Origin of the sequence: Pseudomonas sp. SMV7 (genome assembly GCF_052041995.1) — a bacterium.
Lineage (GTDB): Bacteria > Pseudomonadota > Gammaproteobacteria > Pseudomonadales > Pseudomonadaceae > Aquipseudomonas.
The window spans coordinates 46526-64626 of the sequence record NZ_JBKGGT010000013.1; the positions used below are offsets into that span (position 1 = coordinate 46526).

The window sequence follows — 18101 nt, forward strand, 5'->3', positions numbered from 1 at the left end:
AACGGTAAAACCAGGCGTTGAACGTGCGCAGGCACGCCCAGGGCTCGCCGAAGCTTACCGACTGATCGGTCATTCAGGCTTGCAGCGCTGCGACAATTTCGGTCAAGGGCCGGTAACTTTACGTTTATGCCTGGCGACAAGACTGTCAGAATTCCATTCCGTTTCCTTTCATCCGAGCCTTGTCCATGCAAATCAATACTGCCCTGCTGTTCGCCACCCCTTGCGATGACGAGGAAGACAACATGGCGACCCTGTGCTGCCACAGCGACAAGGGCCAGATGTTCCTGCTGACCCGCTACCCGGACGAAGACACCGTCGACCTGACGTTGGACGACGAACCGTCGACACTGGATGGCTTGAAAGTGACCTTGAGCGGCAAACGCCTGCTGATCGAAGTGGCGGCCGGCGACCGCGATGCGCTGAAGGGGGATGAAACGCTGGAGATCAACCTGACCAGCGAGCTGAGCGACATGGATGAGGTGAAGCAGACCCTGGAGAACATCCTGGCCGGGACCGGCACCTTGGTCTGCGAGCTTTGAGCCACCAGGCAGGCACCGTGGTGGATGGCACCGGCTTTGCCGGTGTTCGCGGCTAAAGCCGCTCCCACAACGACCGCGTGAGGCCCGAACCTGCGCGATCCCTGTGGGAGCGGCTTTAGCCGCGAAGCAGGCGCCGCGCAGGCTCGGCGGGCGCTACATCAACGCCGCCTGCATTTCCTGTGCCTGCACCCGCAACGCCTCACAGAACGGTTCCACCGCCGCCGACGCTGGCCGGTGGTCCGGGCGTATCAACATCACCTGGTACGGCACCGATACCCGCAGGCGGCGGATCGGCAAGCCACCCTGCGCGGCCTCCAGCCCGCTCAGCGGGTTGATGATCGCCACCCCGAGGCCTTGCCTGACCATCGCGCACACCGAGGCGGCACTGGTGGTCTCGATGACCGTGCGGCGGTTCACCCCTGCCGCCCGGAAGTGCTGGTCCAGGCGCTGCCGGTAGGTGTCCAGGCTGGCCAGGTTGATGAAGTCGACCTCGTGGAAATCGCTCAGCTCCAGTTCGGCCTTGGCCTGCAGCGGGTGCGCCGCCGGCAGCACGCAGACCATGTTGGCGCTGAACAGCAATTCGCCGTAGGCGCCGCGGGGTATCTGCTCGACCTCGGTCAGGCCCAGGTCATGCTGCTGGGCGACCAGCGACTCCTCCAGCAACGGCGACTCCTGCGCCACAATGCTCACGCTCACGCCCCGGTGCTGCTGGTGAAAGCGCTGGCAGGCCCTGGGCAACAAGGTCTGGGAAAACAGCGGCAAGCACGTGATGGCCAGCCGGCCTTGCTCGAAATTGCGAATGGCCTGGGCGAAGCGCTCGATCCGCTCCAGCCCGAGGTAGGCGCGCTCCACCTCCTCGATCAGCAGCAGCGCCTGGGCGGTCGCCACCAGGCGCCCGGCCTCGCGTTCGAACAGGTTCAGGCCGGTCACCTGCTCCAGCCGCGCCAATTCCCGGCTGACGGTGGGCTGCGAGGTGAACAGCAGGCGCGCCGCGCCGGTGACACTGCCCGCGGCCATGATGGCGCGGAACACTTCGATATGGCGAACGGACAATTTCACGGCAGCACCCGGCAAGTCGGCTAGGGGTATATCAGATATGAATGGCCAGCAGAAAAATAGCTATTTTTCTGAATTCCCGCTTTGCGCCATCCTCGGCGCCTTCCTTACATGAGTAGCGCCACCATGACCGCACCCTTCCCCCTCCTGGCCGCAGCGGCCCGCCAGCACGGCACGCCGCTGTGGGCCTACGACGCCAGCACCATCGCCGAACGGGTCGAACAACTGAAGGTGTTCGACACCGTGCGCTTCGCCCAGAAGGCCAACCCCAACCTGCACGTGCTGCGGCTGATGCGCGCCCACGGCCTGGTGCTGGACGCGGTATCGCTGGGCGAGATGGAGCGGGCCTTCGCGGCCGGTGCGAGCGTGGCTGGCGACCCCGCCGGCGTGGTGCTGACCTGCGATGCGCTGGACCGGCCGACCCTGGAGCGGGTGGTGGCGTCGAAGATCGAAGTCAACGCCGGCTCCATCGACATGCTGCGCCAGCTCGGTGAACGCTCCCCCGGCCACCGCGTGTGGCTGCGCATCAACCCTGGTTTCGGCCACGGCCACAGCCGCAAGACCAACACCGGCGGCGAAAACAGCAAGCACGGCATCTGGCATGAGCAGCTGGACGAGGCGCTGGCCTGCGTGAAGGCCCATGACCTGCATCTGGTGGGTGTGCACATGCACATCGGCTCCGGGGTGGATTACCAGCACCTGGAGCAGGTGGCCCGGGCGATGGTCGGGCTGGTTGGCCGGCTGGGCGTGGACATCGAAGCCTTCTCCATCGGCGGCGGGCTTTCCACCCCGTATCGCAGCAGCGACAAGCCGGTCGACCTGCAGCGCTACGCCCGCACCTGGGCCGTGGCGCGCCAGGAAATCGAAGCCATGCTGGGCCACCCGGTGCGCATGGAGATCGAGCCCGGGCGCTTCCTGGTGGCAGAATCGGGCTACCTGGTGGCCGAAGTGCGTGCCGTGAAGCAGGCCGGCCGCAACACCTTCGTCATGATCGATGCCGGTTTCAACGACCTGATGCGCCCGGCCATGTATGGCGCCTACCACCGCATGACCCTGCTCGACGCCAACGGCCAGCCGGTGGAGGGCCCGCGCCAGCCAACCGTGGTCGCCGGGCCGCTGTGCGAGTCGGGTGACGTGTTTACCCAGGATGACCAGGAACTGACCCCGCACGACCTGCCCCAGGCACAGGTGGGCGACCTGCTGGTGATCCACGACGCCGGCGCCTATGGGGCATCGATGTCATCGAACTACAACAGCCGGCCACTGCTGCCGGAGTTCCTCATCGAGCAGGGCGCGTTGCGCATGATTCGCCGCCGGCAGACCGTGCAGGACTTGCTGGGCCTGGAGTGACAGGCAGCGTAACCCGCAGCGTCGGGGGGCTCTGTTAAACTGCCCAGCTTTCATTTGCCGACAGGGCAAGGCATGAACCCGACGCGCTATGCCCGTGTGGCAAAGGACCTGATGCACGGCATCACCAGCGGCCGTTACCCGGTGGGCAGCCTGCTGCCCACCGAACTCGAGCTGTGCGACCTGTACGGTGTCAGCCGGCACACGGTGCGCGCGGCCATCGACCAGTTGCTCGGCCAGGGGCTGGTGTCGCGGCGCAAGCGCGTGGGCACCCGGGTCGAGGCCAGCAGCCCGCGGGGTGGTTATTCCCAGTCGCTGGCCAGCGTGGCGGAGCTTGCACAACTCGGGCAGAACCAGCACCGGCAGATACAGGACGTGCGCCAATTCGTCGCCGACCTGAACGAGGCCGAGCGGCTGGGCCTGGTAGCGGGTGAGCACTACCTGTGCGTGTCGAGCACCCGCGTCGGTCGCGTGCAGGATGGCTTACCGCAGTGCTGGAGCGATGTCTACATACCGCGCGACTATGCCGAGGTCATCGCACTGGCCCGCGAACACCCTGAGCAGGTAATCGCAGGGTTGATCGAGCAGCGCTATGGCCGGGCAATCGCGGTAGTCGAGCAACAGGTGCGAGCGGTCCTGCTGACAGCGCCAGTAGCCCAGGCGCTGAAGGCCGAGGCGGGTTCGCCCGGGCTGCACATCATCCGCCATTACCGTGAGGAAAACGGCGACCTGATGGCGGTATCCGAGACCGTGTATCCAGACGACCGCTTTACCCTGGTTACCCAGTTGCGTCGGGATCGTCCAGCGGGTTGAACCGATCATCGCGGTACTCCCGAAGAAATACGCATCAGTTTCCGCAGGTCAAGGTGAGGCCAACAGGCATGGCAGTAGAAAGCACACGAATGCTAACGGTAGGTGAAGTGGCCAGGCGCAGCGGCGTGGCCGTGTCTGCGCTGCATTTCTACGAAACCAAGGGGTTGATCGCCAGCACCCGAACGGCAGGCAACCAGCGCCGCTATCCCGCGCTGGTGTTGCGGACCTTGGCGATCATCAAGGTGGCGCAGCGCACTGGCATTCCCCTGGAGGAAATCAAGCAGGCGTTCAGCCGGTATCCGCCGAACAGCAAGCTGACGGCGGCGCAATGGGCGGAAATGTCCAGTGCCTGGCGCGAGGACCTGAATGCGCGCATCCGCACGCTGGAGGCGTTGCGCGACAGCCTGGACAACTGCATCGGTTGCGGTTGCCTGTCGCTGGAGGAATGCCCGCTGCGCAACCCTGAGGATGTGTTGGGCAAGCAAGGCACCGGCGGGCGGATTCTGGAGAACAAGGCCCGATAAGGCAGGGGCCCGCAGGCAACGCGGTGGATGGCACCGGCCATGCCGGTGATCGCGAATGAATCCGCTTCTACCGGTGCAGCCGCAAGCTGAAGCCGTTCACCCTGGTAGGAGCGGATTCATCCGCGATGCAGGCGACACGCTGCGCGACTGAAGCCCGGCCCCTTACCAGATGGCGATATCGTAGGTCAGATAAAGGCGATTGCTGTCCCGTCCCCGGGCAAAGTCCGAACGGTAGACATAATTGCGCAACTTCACCCCCAGGCCTTTCAATGGCCCGGCCTGCACCACATAGGCAAGCTCGGCGTCACGCTCCCACTCCTTGATCCCCTCGCTACCGGAGCGGCCATTGTCGCCACTCAGGTAGCGCGCCATGAAGGTCAACCCAGGCACACCCGCGGCGGCAAAGTTATAGGCGTAGCTGGCCATCCAGGTCTTCTCCTCTTCCTCGATGAACTTGCCGATACCGACGTTGCTGAACGAATACACCGTCGCCCCGCTGATATACGGCAACCCCGCTTCGCCATCGAGCACCTGGTAGCCCGCACCCACGGTATGGCCGGAATGGGCATAGGCCAACTGCCCGCTGAACATGTCGTTGTCGATGGCGCCGCCGTAGGCCGCCCCGCTGTCGCGGCTCTTGAAATAGCGCAGGTCGGTAGTCAGCACCCCGCCGGCCAATGGCAGGTCGTGGACCAGCCCGGCGAAATCCTGGCGATAGAAATCCTCGAGCTGGCCATGGTAGTAGCTCAGCCGCAGTTGTTTGTTCAGCGCATAATCAGCACCGGCGAAGTTGAAATCACCCGACTTGTCGCCCCCATAGCCATCCAGGTAAAGGCCGGTGCTGTCGGAGGAATCACGCTGCTTGAAGCGGTCCAGGTGGGCAGCAGTCAAGGCCAGCCCGTCGATGTCGGTACTGGTCAGCTGCGTGCCCTGGTAGGTTTGCGGCAACAGCCGCGCATCGTTGTACACCAGCAACGGTGTCTTCGGCAGCAAGGTGCCGTGCTTGACCACCGTCTGGCCGAGGCGTGCCTTGGCGGTCACCCCGGCGCTGGCGAACTCGTCCGCAGCGCGGCCGTCGTCATGCACCGGCAGCAGCCCCGTGCCACTGCGCCCACGACCGGAATCGAGGCGTACCCCCCACAGGCCAAGGGCATCCAGCCCCACGCCCAGGGTGCCGTTGGTAAAGCCCGACTGGTAGTCGAGCAGGAAGCCCTGCGCCCACTCCACCCGCTCGCTCTTGGCGCTGGCTGCGGCACGGGCGCTCATGCCCTGCTCGTCACGGAAGTTCTCGTTGAAATAGACATTGCGCAGTTGCAGCTTGAGCTTGCTGTCATCGACGAATCCAGCGGCGCCGGCAACGGGCAGCCAGCCGCACAGCAGGCCACAGGTGGCCCCACGGAACACAGCTCGGGACATGATCGGTACTCTGTTGTTGTTTTCAGAATGAGTAGTGGCGGGCGCCTGGCAGCGCCCGGTAACGCTTAGACGAAGAAGGACAAGGCCCCGGTAAGCAGTGCCAGTGCGGTGATGACCAGCGAGGTGAGCACCGCCCATTTCACCGTGGCTTTCTGGAAGTCGCCGATATCGCGGTCGACCATGCCCACCAGCAGCAGGGTCGACGCGACCAGTGGGCTCATCAGGTGCACCGGCTGGCCGAGCACCGAGGCGCGGGCGATTTCCACCGGGTCGATGCCATAGGCCGCCGCAGCATTGGCCAGGATCGGCACCACGCCGAAGTAGTAGGCGTCGTTGGACAGCACGAAGGTCAGCGGCATGCTGGTCAGCGCCACCACCAGCGGGAACCAGTGGCTCCAGGCTTCAGGGATCCAGTCCACCAGGGTTTGCGCCAGCGCATCGACCATTTTCGTGCCGGAGAAAATGCCGGCGAAGATGCCCGCGGCGAACACCAGCAGCACCACGGTCATCGCATTGCCCGAATGAGCAAGAATGCGCTCTTTCTGCAGCTCCAGCTGCGGGTAGTTGATCATCAGCGCGGCGACGAAACCGATCATGAACAGGATGGCCGCGTGCATCAGGCCCAGCACCAGCGCGGTCATCACCGCAATCACCAGCACCAGGTTCACATAGGCAAGGCGCGGGCGCTTGTGCGGGCTATCACCCAGGATTTCCTTGATGTAGCAGTTGCCACCACCGGACTCCAGCGCGATGTTGCCGATACGCCGGCGTTCGGCGCGGCCCAGCAGGAAAGCGGTGAACACGACCCACGCGGCGCCACCGATGACGGTCGGCAACATCGGGATGAAGTATTCGGTGGCATCCAGCCCCAGCGCGGCAATGGCACGCGTGGCCGGGCCGCCCCAGGGGCTCATGCCGCTCATGATGCTCAGCGACAGCATCGACACGGTGGCCAGGATCATCGGGTTCATGCCGATGCGCTTGTACAGCGGCAGCATGGCGGCGCAGGTGATCATGTAGGTAGTGGTGCCATCGCCGTCGAGGGCCACCAGCAGCGACAGCAGCGCGGTGCCGATGGCGATCTTCACCGGGTCGCCGTTCACCCGCTTGAGGATCTTGCGGATCAGCGGGTCGAACAGGCCGGCGTCGATCATCAGGCCGAAAAACAGGATGGCGAACAGCAGCAGCGCAGCAGACGGCGCGACCATCTTCAGCCCGTCGAGCATCATCTTGCCCAGCTCCGGGGCAAAGCCGCCGATCAGGGCGAAGACGATCGGCACGACGGTCAGTGCGACGATCGGGGACAGGCGTTTACTCATGATCAGGTAGGTGAAGGTCACCACCATGACCAGGCCCAGAAGTGCAAGCATGGTTTGTTCTCTTGTTGTTATTTTCCAGTGTGGCCGAGTGCAGCGCAGACGGCCCCCTGCCCCACCCGGCAGAAGCGGGTGGGGGGACGTATCGACAGAGGTTCAGGGCTCCGCAGTTCAGCCGTGACGATGCGGCTCGGCGGCCCATTCAGGCGTTTCGGCAACCGGGCTGGCCAGCGCTTCGCCATTCAGGCGGCTGAGCAGGGTCTGGCGGTCACAGGCGTTTTCCGACAGCGACACCACCACCGTTGCCACCGCGTTGCTGGCAAGGCTGGTCAAGGCCCGGGCTTCCGACATGAAGCGGTCGATGCCGATCAGCAGGGCCAGGCCGGCCAGGGGGATATCGTGGATCACGGTCAGGGTCGAGGCCAGCGCCACGAAGCCGCTGCCGGTCACGCCGGCGGCGCCCTTGGACGACAGCAGCATGATCGCCAGCATGGTGACCACCTGGCCCAGGCTCAGGTCGATGTTGCAGGCCTGGGCGATGAACACTGCGGCCAGCGACAGGTAGATGGCGGTACCGTCCAGGTTGAACGAGTAGCCGGTGGGCAGCACCAGGCCGACCACGCCCTTCTTGCAGCCCAGCTTCTCGAGCTTCTCGAGCATGCGAGGCAGCACCGGCTCGGTCGAGGAGGTGCCCAGCACCACCAGGAACTCTTCGCGGAAGTAGCGCAGCAGTTTCCACAGGCTGAAACCGTGGGCACGGCAGATGCCACCCAGCACGACCAGGACGAAGAACGCGCAGGCGATGTACAGCGTGCCCACCAGCTTGGCCAGCGAACCGAGCGAGGTGATGCCGTACTGGCCGACGGTAAACGCCAGCGCACCGAAGGCACCGACCGGGGCGAACCGCATCAGGTAGCCGAAGATACGGAACACCATGGTCGACGCCGACTCCAGCACGTCCAGTACCGGCTTGCCCTTCTCGCCCATCGACGACAGGGCGAAACCGCTGAGCACGGCAATGAACAGCACCGGCAGCACCTCACCCTTGTTGAAGGCACCGATGAAGGTGTCCGGGATGATGTGCATGAAGAAGTCCACCACGCTCAGCTTGGCGGCCGACGCGGTGTACTGGCTCAGGCCAGCGGTGCTCAGGGTGGCCGGGTCGATGTTCATGCCGACGCCGGGCTTGAACAGGTACACCGCCGCCAGGCCGATCACCAGGCTGACCACGGTCAGGCCGAGGAACAGCAGCAGGGTCTTGCTCATCAGGCGCCCCAGGGAGCGCTTGTCGGTCATGCCGGCGATGCCGGTGACGATGGTGCAGAACACCACCGGGGCGATCATCATCTTGATCAGCTTGATGAACGCATCACCCAGCGGCTTCAGGGCCACCGCCTGTTGCGCCCAGAAATGGCCGACCACCACGCCCAGCAGGACGGCGCAGAGGATCTGGAAATACAGCGATTTGGCGAGTTTCATGTGGCATCACCCATTGTTGAAATTGTGCGGATGCGCTTGTTGCGATTGTGCAGGTCTGGATAACGCCTGGGCTTACCCCGCCAACCTGCGGAATGTAGGGGCGTAGACGAACCCTGAGAAGAGCCGCCGGGCGGTTCGCACCACCGAGGCCTGGATCGTCTTGCCATCGGCGCCGCTGCGCGACAGCGCGACATCGATGCCGCCGCTCGGGTGTTCCAGGCGCACCTCGGTGAGTTGCCCGGCGCCCTCGCCCAGCAGGTCGGCGATCACCGTACCAGGGCTGACGCAGGCAGTCGCCAGGCCTACCGCGCCGGTAATCGCCAGGGCGCGATGGCAGTTGTGCGGCATGAAGTAGCGAACCTGCACGGTGCCGTCGTAGCGCGGTTTGGACACCAGCACCGGCTTGGGGATGACCATGCCGCTGACGTCCCCCAGGCCCATGGCCTTGCCGGCCTTCAGGCGCAACGCCTCGAGGCGTTCGAGCAGCGCGCCGTTGGCGTCGAGTTCGGCCGGGGTTTCCGCGCCGCTGACCCCCAGTTCGCTGGCTTGTACCACCATCATTGGCATGGCCATGTCGATGCAGGTGACAGGCACACCATCGATCACATCCTTGGCCTGGCCGGTGGGGAACAGCTTGCCGGTCTTGCTGCCGACCGCATCGAGGAAGGTCAGGTGCACCGGGGCGGCAGTGCCCGGTACGCCATCAATCGCCGTACGGCCTTCGTAGCGCACGATACCGCCGGGGGTCTCGACCAGCGAGTTGACGAAGGTACCGGTGTTGAGGTTGCGAATGCGTACCAGGGTCTTGCCGTCCTGGCCCTTGACCAGCCCCTGCTCGATGGCGAACGGGCCCACGGCGCACAGCATGTTGCCGCAGTTGGGGGCAGTATCGACCCGGCGCTGGGCGACCATCACCTGGACGAACAGGTAGTCGACGTCGGCGTCGGCATGCAACGACGGGCTGATGATGGCGACCTTGCTGGTCTGCGGGCTGCCGCCACCGATGCCGTCGATTTCCAGCTCATGGCCGGAGCCCATCAGGTTGATCAGCAATTCGTCGCGCTCGACCACATTGGCAGGCAGGTCCCAGGCGTGGAAGAACGGCCCCTTGGAGGTGCCACCGCGCATGAGTACGCAAGGAATTCGTTGCATGATTTCGCACTCTTGTTGATCAATGGACATCATTGATGCTGTGAGCAAAAGAGTGACAGGGATGGATAAATCAATCCAATGCAAATATCGTAGCCATTATTGCTTTTCACAAAATAATTCTCCGTCGAACGGGCTGTGGTTTATTTATGGAATATGAGCTGCAAGACATCCGATCTTTCGTGAAAATCGCCGAACTCGGCAGCTTCCATGAGGCCGCCGAAGCACTGCACCTGTCGCAGCCGGCGCTGAGCCGGCGGATCAAGAAGCTCGAAGAAGGGCTGGGCACCTCGCTGCTCGAGCGCACCACCCGTCGGGTCAGCCTGACCGGTGTCGGGCGCGATTTCCTGCCCAAGGCCAGGCGGCTGCTGGATGATTTCGAAGACTCGATCCTCAGCATCCGCGAGCTGGCCGAGCGGCAGACCGGCCAGGTCACCCTCGCCTGCATTCCCACCGCCGCGTTCTACTTCCTGCCGTCGGTGATCCGCGACTACAACGAGCAGTACCCGAAAATCCGTATCCGCCTGCTCGACCTCAGCGCCAATGACGGCCTGGAAGCCGTGCTGCGCGGCGAAGCCGACTTCGGCATCAACATGATGAGCGGGCAACACCCGGACATCGAATTCGTCTCGCTGGTGCAGGAGCACTTTGTCCTGGCCTGCCGGCGCGACCACAAACTGGCGGGGCGTGAGGCCGTGACCTGGACCGAACTTGCCGACTACCGGCTGATCGGCGTTGGCCGCCTGAGCGGTAACCGCATGCTGCTCGACCATGCCCTCTCCGGCCTCAACCTGCGCCCCAAGTGGTTCTACGAGGTGCAGCACCTGTCCACCTCGCTGGGGATGGTCGAGGCCGGGCTGGGGGTGTCCGCCATGCCCAGCCTGGCCATGCCCAGCGCCGACCACCCGACCCTGGTCAGCGTGCCGCTGATCGAACCCCAGGTGACGCGCACCCTGGGCCTGGTGTACCGGCGCGGTGCGTCGCTGTCGCCTGCTGCGGAAAAGTTCGTTTCGATCCTGCTGGAGAAGTGGCCCAACCGCTGAGCGGGCGCGGCCATCAGGCTGCTGCCCGAGCCAGGCAGATACCAGTGCCGCGCCCATGCCTCAGTCCCCACCCAGGCCATGCGGGTCGGGCCGGCGCTTCTCGATGGCAAACTTCAGCAATGCGGCGCTGCGGAACAGGCCGTGGGCGAACTTGCCATAGGGCAGCGTGAGGAACAGCGCCATCACCGTGCCCAGGTGGATGGCCAGCAGGATGGCCATGGCTCCGCTGTCGCGCAGCGCCAGCAGTGCCAGCCCGGTGCCGCTGACCAGCAACAGCAGCAGGATGAATGCCCGGTCCATCGGCCTTTGCCGGGCATCGCCGTGTTCCGGCGCCCGGCGCAGGTTCAGCGCCAGCAGCCCGAGCGGGCCGATGACCAGGCCAACCCCACCGGCCGTGCCCAGCAGCACCGGCAGGCTCAGCAGCGGGTAAGGCGCCGCCAGGCCGAGCAGGTAGTGATAGCCGGTGGCGACCAGCGTGGCCGCGAAGCACAGCAGGAAGCCGTAGAAGGTCAGGTGATGGAAGCGGCGCCGCCACAGGGTGTAGCGGTCGTCGGCATTGTTGCAGCCCTGGCCATGCCCGCCGTCGAGGTACTTCAGCGTCAGCACTGCCGTCGATGCCTCGAGCACAGCGCCATCGGCCGGTGCTGCCTGTTGCCCGGCGGGCGAAACCTGGCGCCAGAAACGCCGCAGCGCCAGCGCCAGCGCCACACCGGCAAGGCTGAAGACGCTGCCGAACAGCAGCGCCAGGGTGTTGTGCGGGAACACCGCATAGAAATCGCCCGCCAGCCGCCCCGGCAGCAAGGTGCCGTTGACCGCCAGGGCCAGCAGCAGGAACAGCGACAGCGCCAGGGCCAGCGCACCGGCGACATAGCTGCCATTGTGCCGGTACAGGCGGCCGAACGCCGCCGGCCAGGCATAGTCGGCGTAGGTCTGGCCGCGCACCTTGGCCATGGCCTGCGGCACGTTGACGGCGAATTCGTGGGGCGCGGCGTACTGGCAGGCGTGCAGGCAGGCGCCGCAGTTGTGACAGAGGTTGGCCAGGTAATGGATATCGGCCTTGCCGAAGGTCAGCCGGCGGGTCATCGCCGGGAACACGGCGCAGAACCCTTCACAGTAGCGGCAGGCGTTGCAGATGCTCATCTGTCGCTGCACTTCCTGTTCGTCCAGGCTCAGCAACGGGATCAGCTCGGGGCCGTTTGCGGCGGGCTGGTACTGGCGGGGTTCAGGCAGTTGCGCGGTCATGGCGGGCCTCGTCTGGGGATGGAATGCGCGCGGCGGCAGCGGCACGAGTGCCGGCAATACGGCCGAAGGCGGTGCCGATGGACATGCCGACCCCGGCGGTGTAGCCCTTGCCCAGCACGTTGCCGGCCATCATTTCACCGGCCACGAACAGGTTCGGGCTGCAGCGGCCAGCGAAGTGAACCGCGGCGGTCTCGTCGGTGCGCAGACCGAGGTAGGTAAAAGTGACGCCAGGGCGCAGCGGGTAGCCGTAGTAAGGTGGCGTATCGATGGGCAATGCCCAGTGGCTCTTGGCCGGGGCGATCCCGACGGTGTGGCAGTCATCCAGCCGGGTATGGTCGAAGGTGCCGGGCTGGCAGGCGCGGTTGTAGGCCTGCACGGTGTCCACGAAGGCCGCCGGCGGCAGGCCAAGCAAGCCCGCCAGTTCTTCGAGGGTGTTGGCCGTGGTGCCTGGAAACACCGGCGGCATGAAGCGGCCCAGGGCCTTCTGGTCGATGATGGAAAACCCGACCTGGCCCGGCTGGTGGGCCACCAGGCGGCCCCAGATCGCGTAGCGCTTGGGCCAGAAGTCTTCGCCCTCATCGTAGAAGCGCTGCCCTTCGCGATTGACCACCAGCCCCAGCGACACGCAGTCGATGCGGGTGCAGATGCCGCCGTCGTAAAGCGGCGCGCGGGCATCGATGGCTACCATGTGCGCCTGGGTCGGGTCACCGATGGTGTCGGCGCCCAGGTCGATCATGCGCCGCAGCAGCACGCCGTCATTGAAGCGGGTACCGCGCACCAGGAAGTTGTCCGCCGGCCATTCGCCGCGTTGGTTCTGCCCCCAGGCCTCACGCAGCCAGCTGCGATTGGATTCGAAGCCACCGGCGGCCAGCACGCAGCTGCGTGCCTGGATGCGTTCGGCCGGCAACTGCCGCCCGGCCACCTCGCGCGCCGGTACATGGGCGGCGACGAAACGCTCGCCGTGCAGCTCGATGTCGCACACCGGGGTGTCGTAGCGAACCTGCACGCCCAGGCGTTCGGCACTGCGGTAATAGGCATTCACCAGCGCCTTGCCGCCGCCCATGAAAAACGCATTGGTACGCGCCGTGTGCAAGGCCCCGGACAACGACGGCTGGAAATGCACGCCGTGGCGCCGCATCCAGCCGCGGCAGTCGGACGATGCCCTGATCACCAGCCGCGCCAGTTTTTCATTGGTCTGGCCGTCGGTGACCTTGAGCAGGTCTTGCCAGAACTCTTCTTCCGGGTATGCATCGACCAGCACATCCTGCGGTGCATCGTGCATGCACCGCAGGTTGCGGGTGTGTTGCGAGTTGCCACCACGCCAGGCACGCGGCGCGGCCTCCAGCAGCAGCACTGTGGCGCCGGCCTCACGCGCCATCAGCGCCGCGCACAGGGCGGCGTTGCCACCACCAATGACAAGCACATCGATCATTTCGCCTCCAGGTCTCGAGGAGCCAGAACGGTCGGTGTGCTCCTCGCGGACCACGGAATCTAAAGACACCGTGCCGGTGACGAAACGCGATCAGCGTGGGTAGGTGTTCAGTTTTGCTAAAGGGTACCGGCGCACGCTCGCCTCACAGCAGGCGCGCGCCCGGCCATTGGCCTTCGGCGACCAGATCGCGGGCCACCTCATGCAGCACGATCCGGGTCGCCAGCGCAGCCGGCGAGAGTTCGTCTTCACTCAGGCTCACCACCAGGTTGCGGCGCTGCGCCTGGGCATCGTCGATGGCGAATACCCGCACGCCGGCCTGCGCTGCCCGGGCTACCGCGGCACCGGGCTGCAAGGTGGCGGCGTGGCCGGCGGCCACGCACTCCATGAGCAGCGACAGACCGTCGACTTCCATGACGATGTCGGCTTCCAGCCCGGCCCGGGCCAGGATCGCCTGCAAGGTCGAGCGCAGGCCATGCTGGGTACTGGGCATCACCAGCGGCAGCGTGGCGATCTGCTGCAAGCTCAGCGCCTCGCCCCAGCCCTCCTGCACCAGGCGCTGCGGCACCAGGGCGAACAAGCGCTCCTGCAGCAGCGGGCGCACCTCCAGCCGCGCCCCCGCTTCCGCCTGGAACAACACCGCCAGGTCCAGGTGCCGGGCGTTGAGCTGGCTCAGCAGGTAGCCCGAGAGCATTTCCACCAGGTGCAGGTGGATGTCCGGATAGCGCTGGCGCATCCGCTCGATCAGGGCCAGGCCCAGGACCGATGCGGTGGTCGGCGCCAGGCCGACGCTGACGTAGCCGCTCATGCGCCCGCTCTGCGCCGCCAGCATGGCATGCTCGGCCTGGCGCAATGCCAGTCGCGCGTGGTACTCGAAGGCCAGGCCCGCTGCCGTCGGCGCAACGCCGGTACTCGAGCGGGTCAGCAGGCGGGTGCTCAGCTCGCTTTCCAGCTTCGACAGCTGCTGGCTCAGGGCGGACGCGCCCACCCCGAGTTCGAGCGCGGCCCGGCCCAGGCTGCCGTGCTCCAGCACAGTCAAAAAGTAGCGAAACTGGCGTAACTCCATAGCGACCTCGCGATGCCCCTGCCCTGCCCGCATTGTACGCAGGATAGCGGCCGGTCCGCGGCCTACTTGTCGCTCGGGGTGACCAGTACCGTCTCGTTGCTGTCGAGCACGAACACCGCCATCAACTTGGCCGGCTTGCTGTCGCTGGCGTTGGCGCTGACGCCGTGGAACGCGCCCGGGGCCTCGTACCAGTTCTCGCCGGGCTTGTAGACCTTGGCCGGCTCGCCGTTGACGCTGCTGCGTACTTCACCTTCGAGCACGGTGGCGTAGATGAAGGCGGAATTCGGGTGGCGGTGCGCGGGTGACGCGGCGCCCGGCGCGTAGTCGACGATGACCCCGCGCATGCTCTTGCCTGGTACGTTCGGCAGCGGCTTGTCGAACACCACGGTGACCTTGCTCAGCGGGCGTTCCGCGGCGATTGCCGGGGTGATGGCCAGCACGCTGAACGCGGCGGCCAGGAGGGTGCGATTGAACATGCTGATGCTCCTTGGTTGACGGTTGAGGGCGGGGCGACTCACTGGCGCGCCAGCCAGTCTTCGAAGCGGGTGGCGCCAAGCCGCGCGCCGCTGCCGGGGGTGAGTGCCTTGTCGTCGAGTTCGGCGCCGAAATAGCGAGCGTGCACGTCGGCCACTACCTTGCGGTTGTCGCCACGCAGGCGCAGCAAGCGGCGCACCAGCTCGTCCATCGGCAGCGCCTCTGGCCCGGCCACCTCCAGCGTAGCGTTGGCTGCGGGTGCCAGGGCCACGTCGATCAGCGCCGCCACCACGTCATCGGAAGCCAGCGGCTGGAACAGCGCCGGCGACAGGTGCACTTCGTCACCGACAGTACCCGCCTGGGCGATGCCTTCGACGAATTCGAAGAACTGCGTGGCCCGCAGCACGGTGTACGGCAGCCCCGAGTCCTTGATCAACGCCTCCTGGGCGACCTTGGCGCGGAAGTAGCCGTTGTCCGGCAGGCGCTCGGTACCGACGATCGACAACGCCACATGATGCTTCACCCCAGCGGCTTTCCCGGCCGCCAGCAGGTTGCGCGTGGACGTCTCGAAGAACTCCAGCACCGCCTGGTCCTCCCAGAACGGGGCATTGGCCACGTCCACCACCACATCCGCGCCATCCATCGCCTCGGCCAGGCCTTCGCGGGTGATGCTGTTGACCCCGGTGCTCGGCGCCGCCGCGACGGCCTGGTGGCCGCGCTCACGCAGGCCGTTGACCAACTTCGAACCAATGAGGCCGGTGCCTCCGATGACCACGATTTTCATTGGGGGTGTCTCCAGATGCACGACCGCAACCATTGCCGTCGTCTGGCTGCAGCATGCGCCGCCTGGCACAGCGAGTCCTTGTTCGCTGGCTGGATTTACCTCCACGCAGGCTTTAATTTGCGTCCAAACTATTCAAGCCGGGCGCCGGCCAGTACTGCCGCCTGGGCTGCTGCCGTATCATCGACCGATACCTGAAACCAGGCGCCTCGGCCACCAGGCCCACGGCGTGCGAGGGATGCCACGTGCCATTCGTGTTTGACGACTATCAGCTCGACGAGCAACGCCGGGAACTGACCCGCCAGGGCCAGGCCGTGGCCATCGGCCCGCAGGTATTCGACCTGCTGGTACAACTGGTCAGCCACCGCGACCGGGTGCTGGGCCGTGACGAATTGCTGGCACGGGTGTGGAACGGCAAGGTGGTCTCCGAGTCGACCATCACCAGCCACATCAATGCCGTGCGCAAAGCCATCGGCGACTCCGGCGAGGAACAACGGCTGCTGCGCACCGTGGCGCGCAAGGGCTACCGCTTCGTCGGCGAGGTCCGCGAAGCCGCCAGCAGCCCAGCGCCAGCCGCAGCCGAAACGGCGCCGGCACCCAGCGGGCCCGCACTGCCGGACAAGCCGTCGATCACCGTGCTGCCGTTCCAGAACCTCAGCGGTGACCCCGAGCAGGACTATTTCGCCGACGGTATTGTCGAGGACATCATTGCCGCGCTGTCACGCATCCGCTGGCTGTTCGTCATCGCCCGCAACTCCAGCTTCACCTTCAAGGGCCAGCCCATCGACGTGCAGCAGGTCGGCCAGGCACTGGGCGTGCGCTACGTACTCGAAGGCAGCGTGCGCCGGGCCGGCCAGCGGCTGCGCATCACCGGCCAGCTGATCGACGCCAGCAGCGGCGAGCACCTGTGGGCCGAGCGCTTCGAAGGGGCGCTGGATGATGTGTTCGAGTTGCAGGACCAGGTCACTGAAAGCGTGGTAGGGGCGATCGCACCGCAGCTGGAGCGGGCCGAGATCGAGCGGGCCAAACGCAAGCCTACCGCCGACCTTGGCGCCTACGATTTCTACCTGCGCGGCACGGCCAAGCTGCACCACGGCACCCGCGAGGCGATCGCCGAGGCATTGACACTGTATTACCACGCCATCGAGCGCGATCCGGAGTTCGCTTCGGCCTATGGCATGGCGGCATGGTGCTACTTCTGGCGCAAGCTCAATGGCTGGATGGACAGCCGCGCCGAGGAAATCGCCGAGGGCGCCCGGCTCGCGCGCCTTGCCGTGGCGCTGGGGCGTGACGATGCCGTGGCCCTGACCCGCGGTGGCCATGCCCTTGGCCATCTGACCGGCGACCTGGACGGTGCCATCGCCTTGCTCGACCGGGCACGCCTGCTCAACCCCAACCTGGCGCCGGCCTGGTTCCTCGGCGGGGTGTTGCGGGCGCTACGTGGCGAGACCCAGACCGCCATCGACAACCTCAGCCATGCCACCCGCCTGAGCCCGCTGGACCCGGAGATGTTCCGCATGCAGGTGGGCATGGCGTTGGCACACTTCTTTGCCGGGCGCCTGGAGCAAGCGCTGGAGTGGGCAGAAAAATCGCTGGGCAACCTGCCCAACCTGCTGGTGGCGGTAGCCCTGGTCGCCGCCAGCCATGCCCTGAGCGGGCGGTTGGACAGCGCCTACCGGGCCATGACGCGCTTGCGCGAGCAGGACCCGGAGCTGCGTGTGTCGACCTTGCGTGAGTGGTTGCCGATCCATCGCGACGAGGACCTGGCCCGGCTGGCCGAGGGACTGCGCCTGGCCGGGTTGCCAGCCTGACCGGAAAGCCGCCGACCAGGCACAAGCCACTAGCGGCCTGGGTTCACCCTGCCTAGCCACTCGCTACGGGTCATCTCCCAGATCTCGACGCGCATCGGCCCGGCAACGAAATCGCCATCCCGGACATCGACCAGGCGCATCCCTTCGTGCTCCGAAACCTTGCGCGACGCTTTGTTGGCCACCGCTTTGGGGACCCGCATGACAGGGCGCGCCAAGGTCTCGAACCAGTAAGCATTGATGGCCCGGCATGCTTCCCGCATATAGCCATGGCCCCACCATTGCGGCGCCAGCCAGAATCCGCGGTTGTTCCCAGCCTGGTCATACAGGCTGATGCTGCCGATGGTGCGCTCGTCTTCGTCGCGCAGGCGGATCATCCAGTGCCACTCCCGGCCGGCGGCCATCGCCGGCAAAGCGATATCTCGCACATAGCTCAGCGCCCCGTCTGGCGGATACGGCCATGGCACGCGCCGGTCGAGGTAGCGCACCACCTCCCATTGGGGGAACAGCGCCTGTATCGCCTGGGCATCCTCCAAGCGCAACGGCGTCAGCAGCAGACGTTGGGTGAACAAGGTAGCAAGGCCATCCATGCTTGCGCTCCCGTATACCTCGGCAATGA

General features: G+C 65.8%; 17 protein-coding genes. 6 read left to right on the forward strand and 11 right to left on the reverse strand.

Features of this window, described 5'->3' with window-relative positions; translation table 11 throughout:
• Positions 1-185 precede the first annotated feature (185 nt).
• Entirely contained in the window at positions 186-539 is a 354-nt protein-coding gene (locus ACLEJP_RS16800; RefSeq protein ID WP_440808141.1) for a hypothetical protein, read from the forward strand.
• Between the two features lie 153 nt (positions 540-692).
• Here the strand turns inward: ACLEJP_RS16800 and ACLEJP_RS16805 are convergent, their stop codons facing one another.
• Entirely contained in the window at positions 693-1598 is a 906-nt protein-coding gene (locus ACLEJP_RS16805) for a LysR family transcriptional regulator (protein WP_440808143.1), read from the reverse strand.
• Between the two features lie 123 nt (positions 1599-1721).
• On the opposite strand from ACLEJP_RS16805, the gene lysA reads away from it, so the two are divergent.
• The 3 genes from lysA (at position 1722) to soxR (ending at position 4279) form a co-directional block, all read left to right on the forward strand.
• The gene (gene lysA, locus ACLEJP_RS16810) at positions 1722-2945 is read left to right on the forward strand and encodes a diaminopimelate decarboxylase (protein WP_440808145.1); all 1224 of its coding nucleotides are present in this window, start codon (positions 1722-1724) and stop codon (positions 2943-2945) included.
• A gap of 72 nt (positions 2946-3017) precedes the next feature.
• Positions 3018-3755, forward strand: coding sequence for a GntR family transcriptional regulator (locus ACLEJP_RS16815; protein ID WP_440808147.1), 738 nt, complete (start codon positions 3018-3020; stop codon positions 3753-3755).
• Positions 3756-3823: 68 nt separating this feature from the next.
• Positions 3824-4279 carry a redox-sensitive transcriptional activator SoxR gene (gene soxR / locus ACLEJP_RS16820; RefSeq protein WP_440808151.1) on the forward strand — a complete coding sequence of 152 codons (456 nt, stop codon included), beginning with the start codon at positions 3824-3826 and terminating at the stop codon, positions 4277-4279.
• 162 nt (positions 4280-4441) lie between these two features.
• On the opposite strand, the gene ACLEJP_RS16825 is transcribed toward soxR, so the two are convergent.
• The 4 genes from ACLEJP_RS16825 to ACLEJP_RS16840 form a co-directional block, all read right to left on the reverse strand.
• Positions 4442-5695, reverse strand: coding sequence for an OprD family porin (locus ACLEJP_RS16825; protein WP_440808153.1), 1254 nt, complete (start codon positions 5693-5695; stop codon positions 4442-4444).
• Positions 5696-5760: 65 nt separating this feature from the next.
• The gene (locus ACLEJP_RS16830) at positions 5761-7065 is read right to left on the reverse strand and encodes a CitMHS family transporter (protein WP_440808156.1); all 1305 of its coding nucleotides are present in this window, start codon (positions 7063-7065) and stop codon (positions 5761-5763) included.
• A 117-nt stretch (positions 7066-7182) separates the two neighbouring features.
• Entirely contained in the window at positions 7183-8490 is a 1308-nt protein-coding gene (locus tag ACLEJP_RS16835; protein ID WP_440808158.1) for a dicarboxylate/amino acid:cation symporter, read from the reverse strand.
• A gap of 72 nt (positions 8491-8562) precedes the next feature.
• Positions 8563-9642: a 4-oxalomesaconate tautomerase gene (locus ACLEJP_RS16840; protein WP_440808161.1), complete on the reverse strand. Its 1080-nt coding sequence runs from the start codon at positions 9640-9642 to the stop codon at positions 8563-8565.
• Between the two features lie 146 nt (positions 9643-9788).
• Between ACLEJP_RS16840 and ACLEJP_RS16845 the strand changes: the two genes are divergently transcribed.
• Entirely contained in the window at positions 9789-10682 is an 894-nt protein-coding gene (locus ACLEJP_RS16845) for a LysR family transcriptional regulator (RefSeq protein WP_440808164.1), read from the forward strand.
• A gap of 60 nt (positions 10683-10742) precedes the next feature.
• Here the strand turns inward: ACLEJP_RS16845 and tcuB are convergent, their stop codons facing one another.
• The 5 genes from tcuB to ACLEJP_RS16870 form a co-directional block, all read right to left on the reverse strand.
• Entirely contained in the window at positions 10743-11924 is a 1182-nt protein-coding gene (tcuB, locus tag ACLEJP_RS16850) for a tricarballylate utilization 4Fe-4S protein TcuB (RefSeq protein WP_440808167.1), read from the reverse strand.
• Positions 11905-13356 carry an FAD-dependent tricarballylate dehydrogenase TcuA gene (tcuA, locus tag ACLEJP_RS16855; RefSeq protein ID WP_440808169.1) on the reverse strand — a complete coding sequence of 484 codons (1452 nt, stop codon included), beginning with the start codon at positions 13354-13356 and terminating at the stop codon, positions 11905-11907. Before tcuA ends, tcuB begins: the two co-directional genes overlap by 20 nt.
• 142 nt (positions 13357-13498) lie before the next feature.
• Positions 13499-14419 carry a LysR family transcriptional regulator gene (locus ACLEJP_RS16860; protein WP_440808171.1) on the reverse strand — a complete coding sequence of 307 codons (921 nt, stop codon included), beginning with the start codon at positions 14417-14419 and terminating at the stop codon, positions 13499-13501.
• Positions 14420-14481: 62 nt separating this feature from the next.
• Positions 14482-14895, reverse strand: a complete 414-nt coding sequence (locus tag ACLEJP_RS16865; RefSeq protein ID WP_170029028.1) for a cupin domain-containing protein — start codon at positions 14893-14895, stop codon at positions 14482-14484.
• A gap of 38 nt (positions 14896-14933) precedes the next feature.
• Positions 14934-15677, reverse strand: a complete 744-nt coding sequence (locus ACLEJP_RS16870) for an SDR family oxidoreductase (RefSeq protein ID WP_440808174.1) — start codon at positions 15675-15677, stop codon at positions 14934-14936.
• Positions 15678-15919: 242 nt separating this feature from the next.
• Here ACLEJP_RS16870 and ACLEJP_RS16875 point away from each other — a divergent pair, with 242 nt between their 5' ends.
• The gene (locus ACLEJP_RS16875) at positions 15920-17485 is read left to right on the forward strand and encodes a winged helix-turn-helix domain-containing tetratricopeptide repeat protein (RefSeq protein ID WP_440808177.1); all 1566 of its coding nucleotides are present in this window, start codon (positions 15920-15922) and stop codon (positions 17483-17485) included.
• Between the two features lie 29 nt (positions 17486-17514).
• On the opposite strand, the gene ACLEJP_RS16880 is transcribed toward ACLEJP_RS16875, so the two are convergent.
• Positions 17515-18072 (reverse strand): GNAT family N-acetyltransferase, encoded by a 558-nt coding sequence (locus ACLEJP_RS16880; RefSeq protein ID WP_440808178.1) that lies wholly within the window; start codon positions 18070-18072, stop codon positions 17515-17517.
• Positions 18073-18101: the final 29 nt, after the last annotated feature.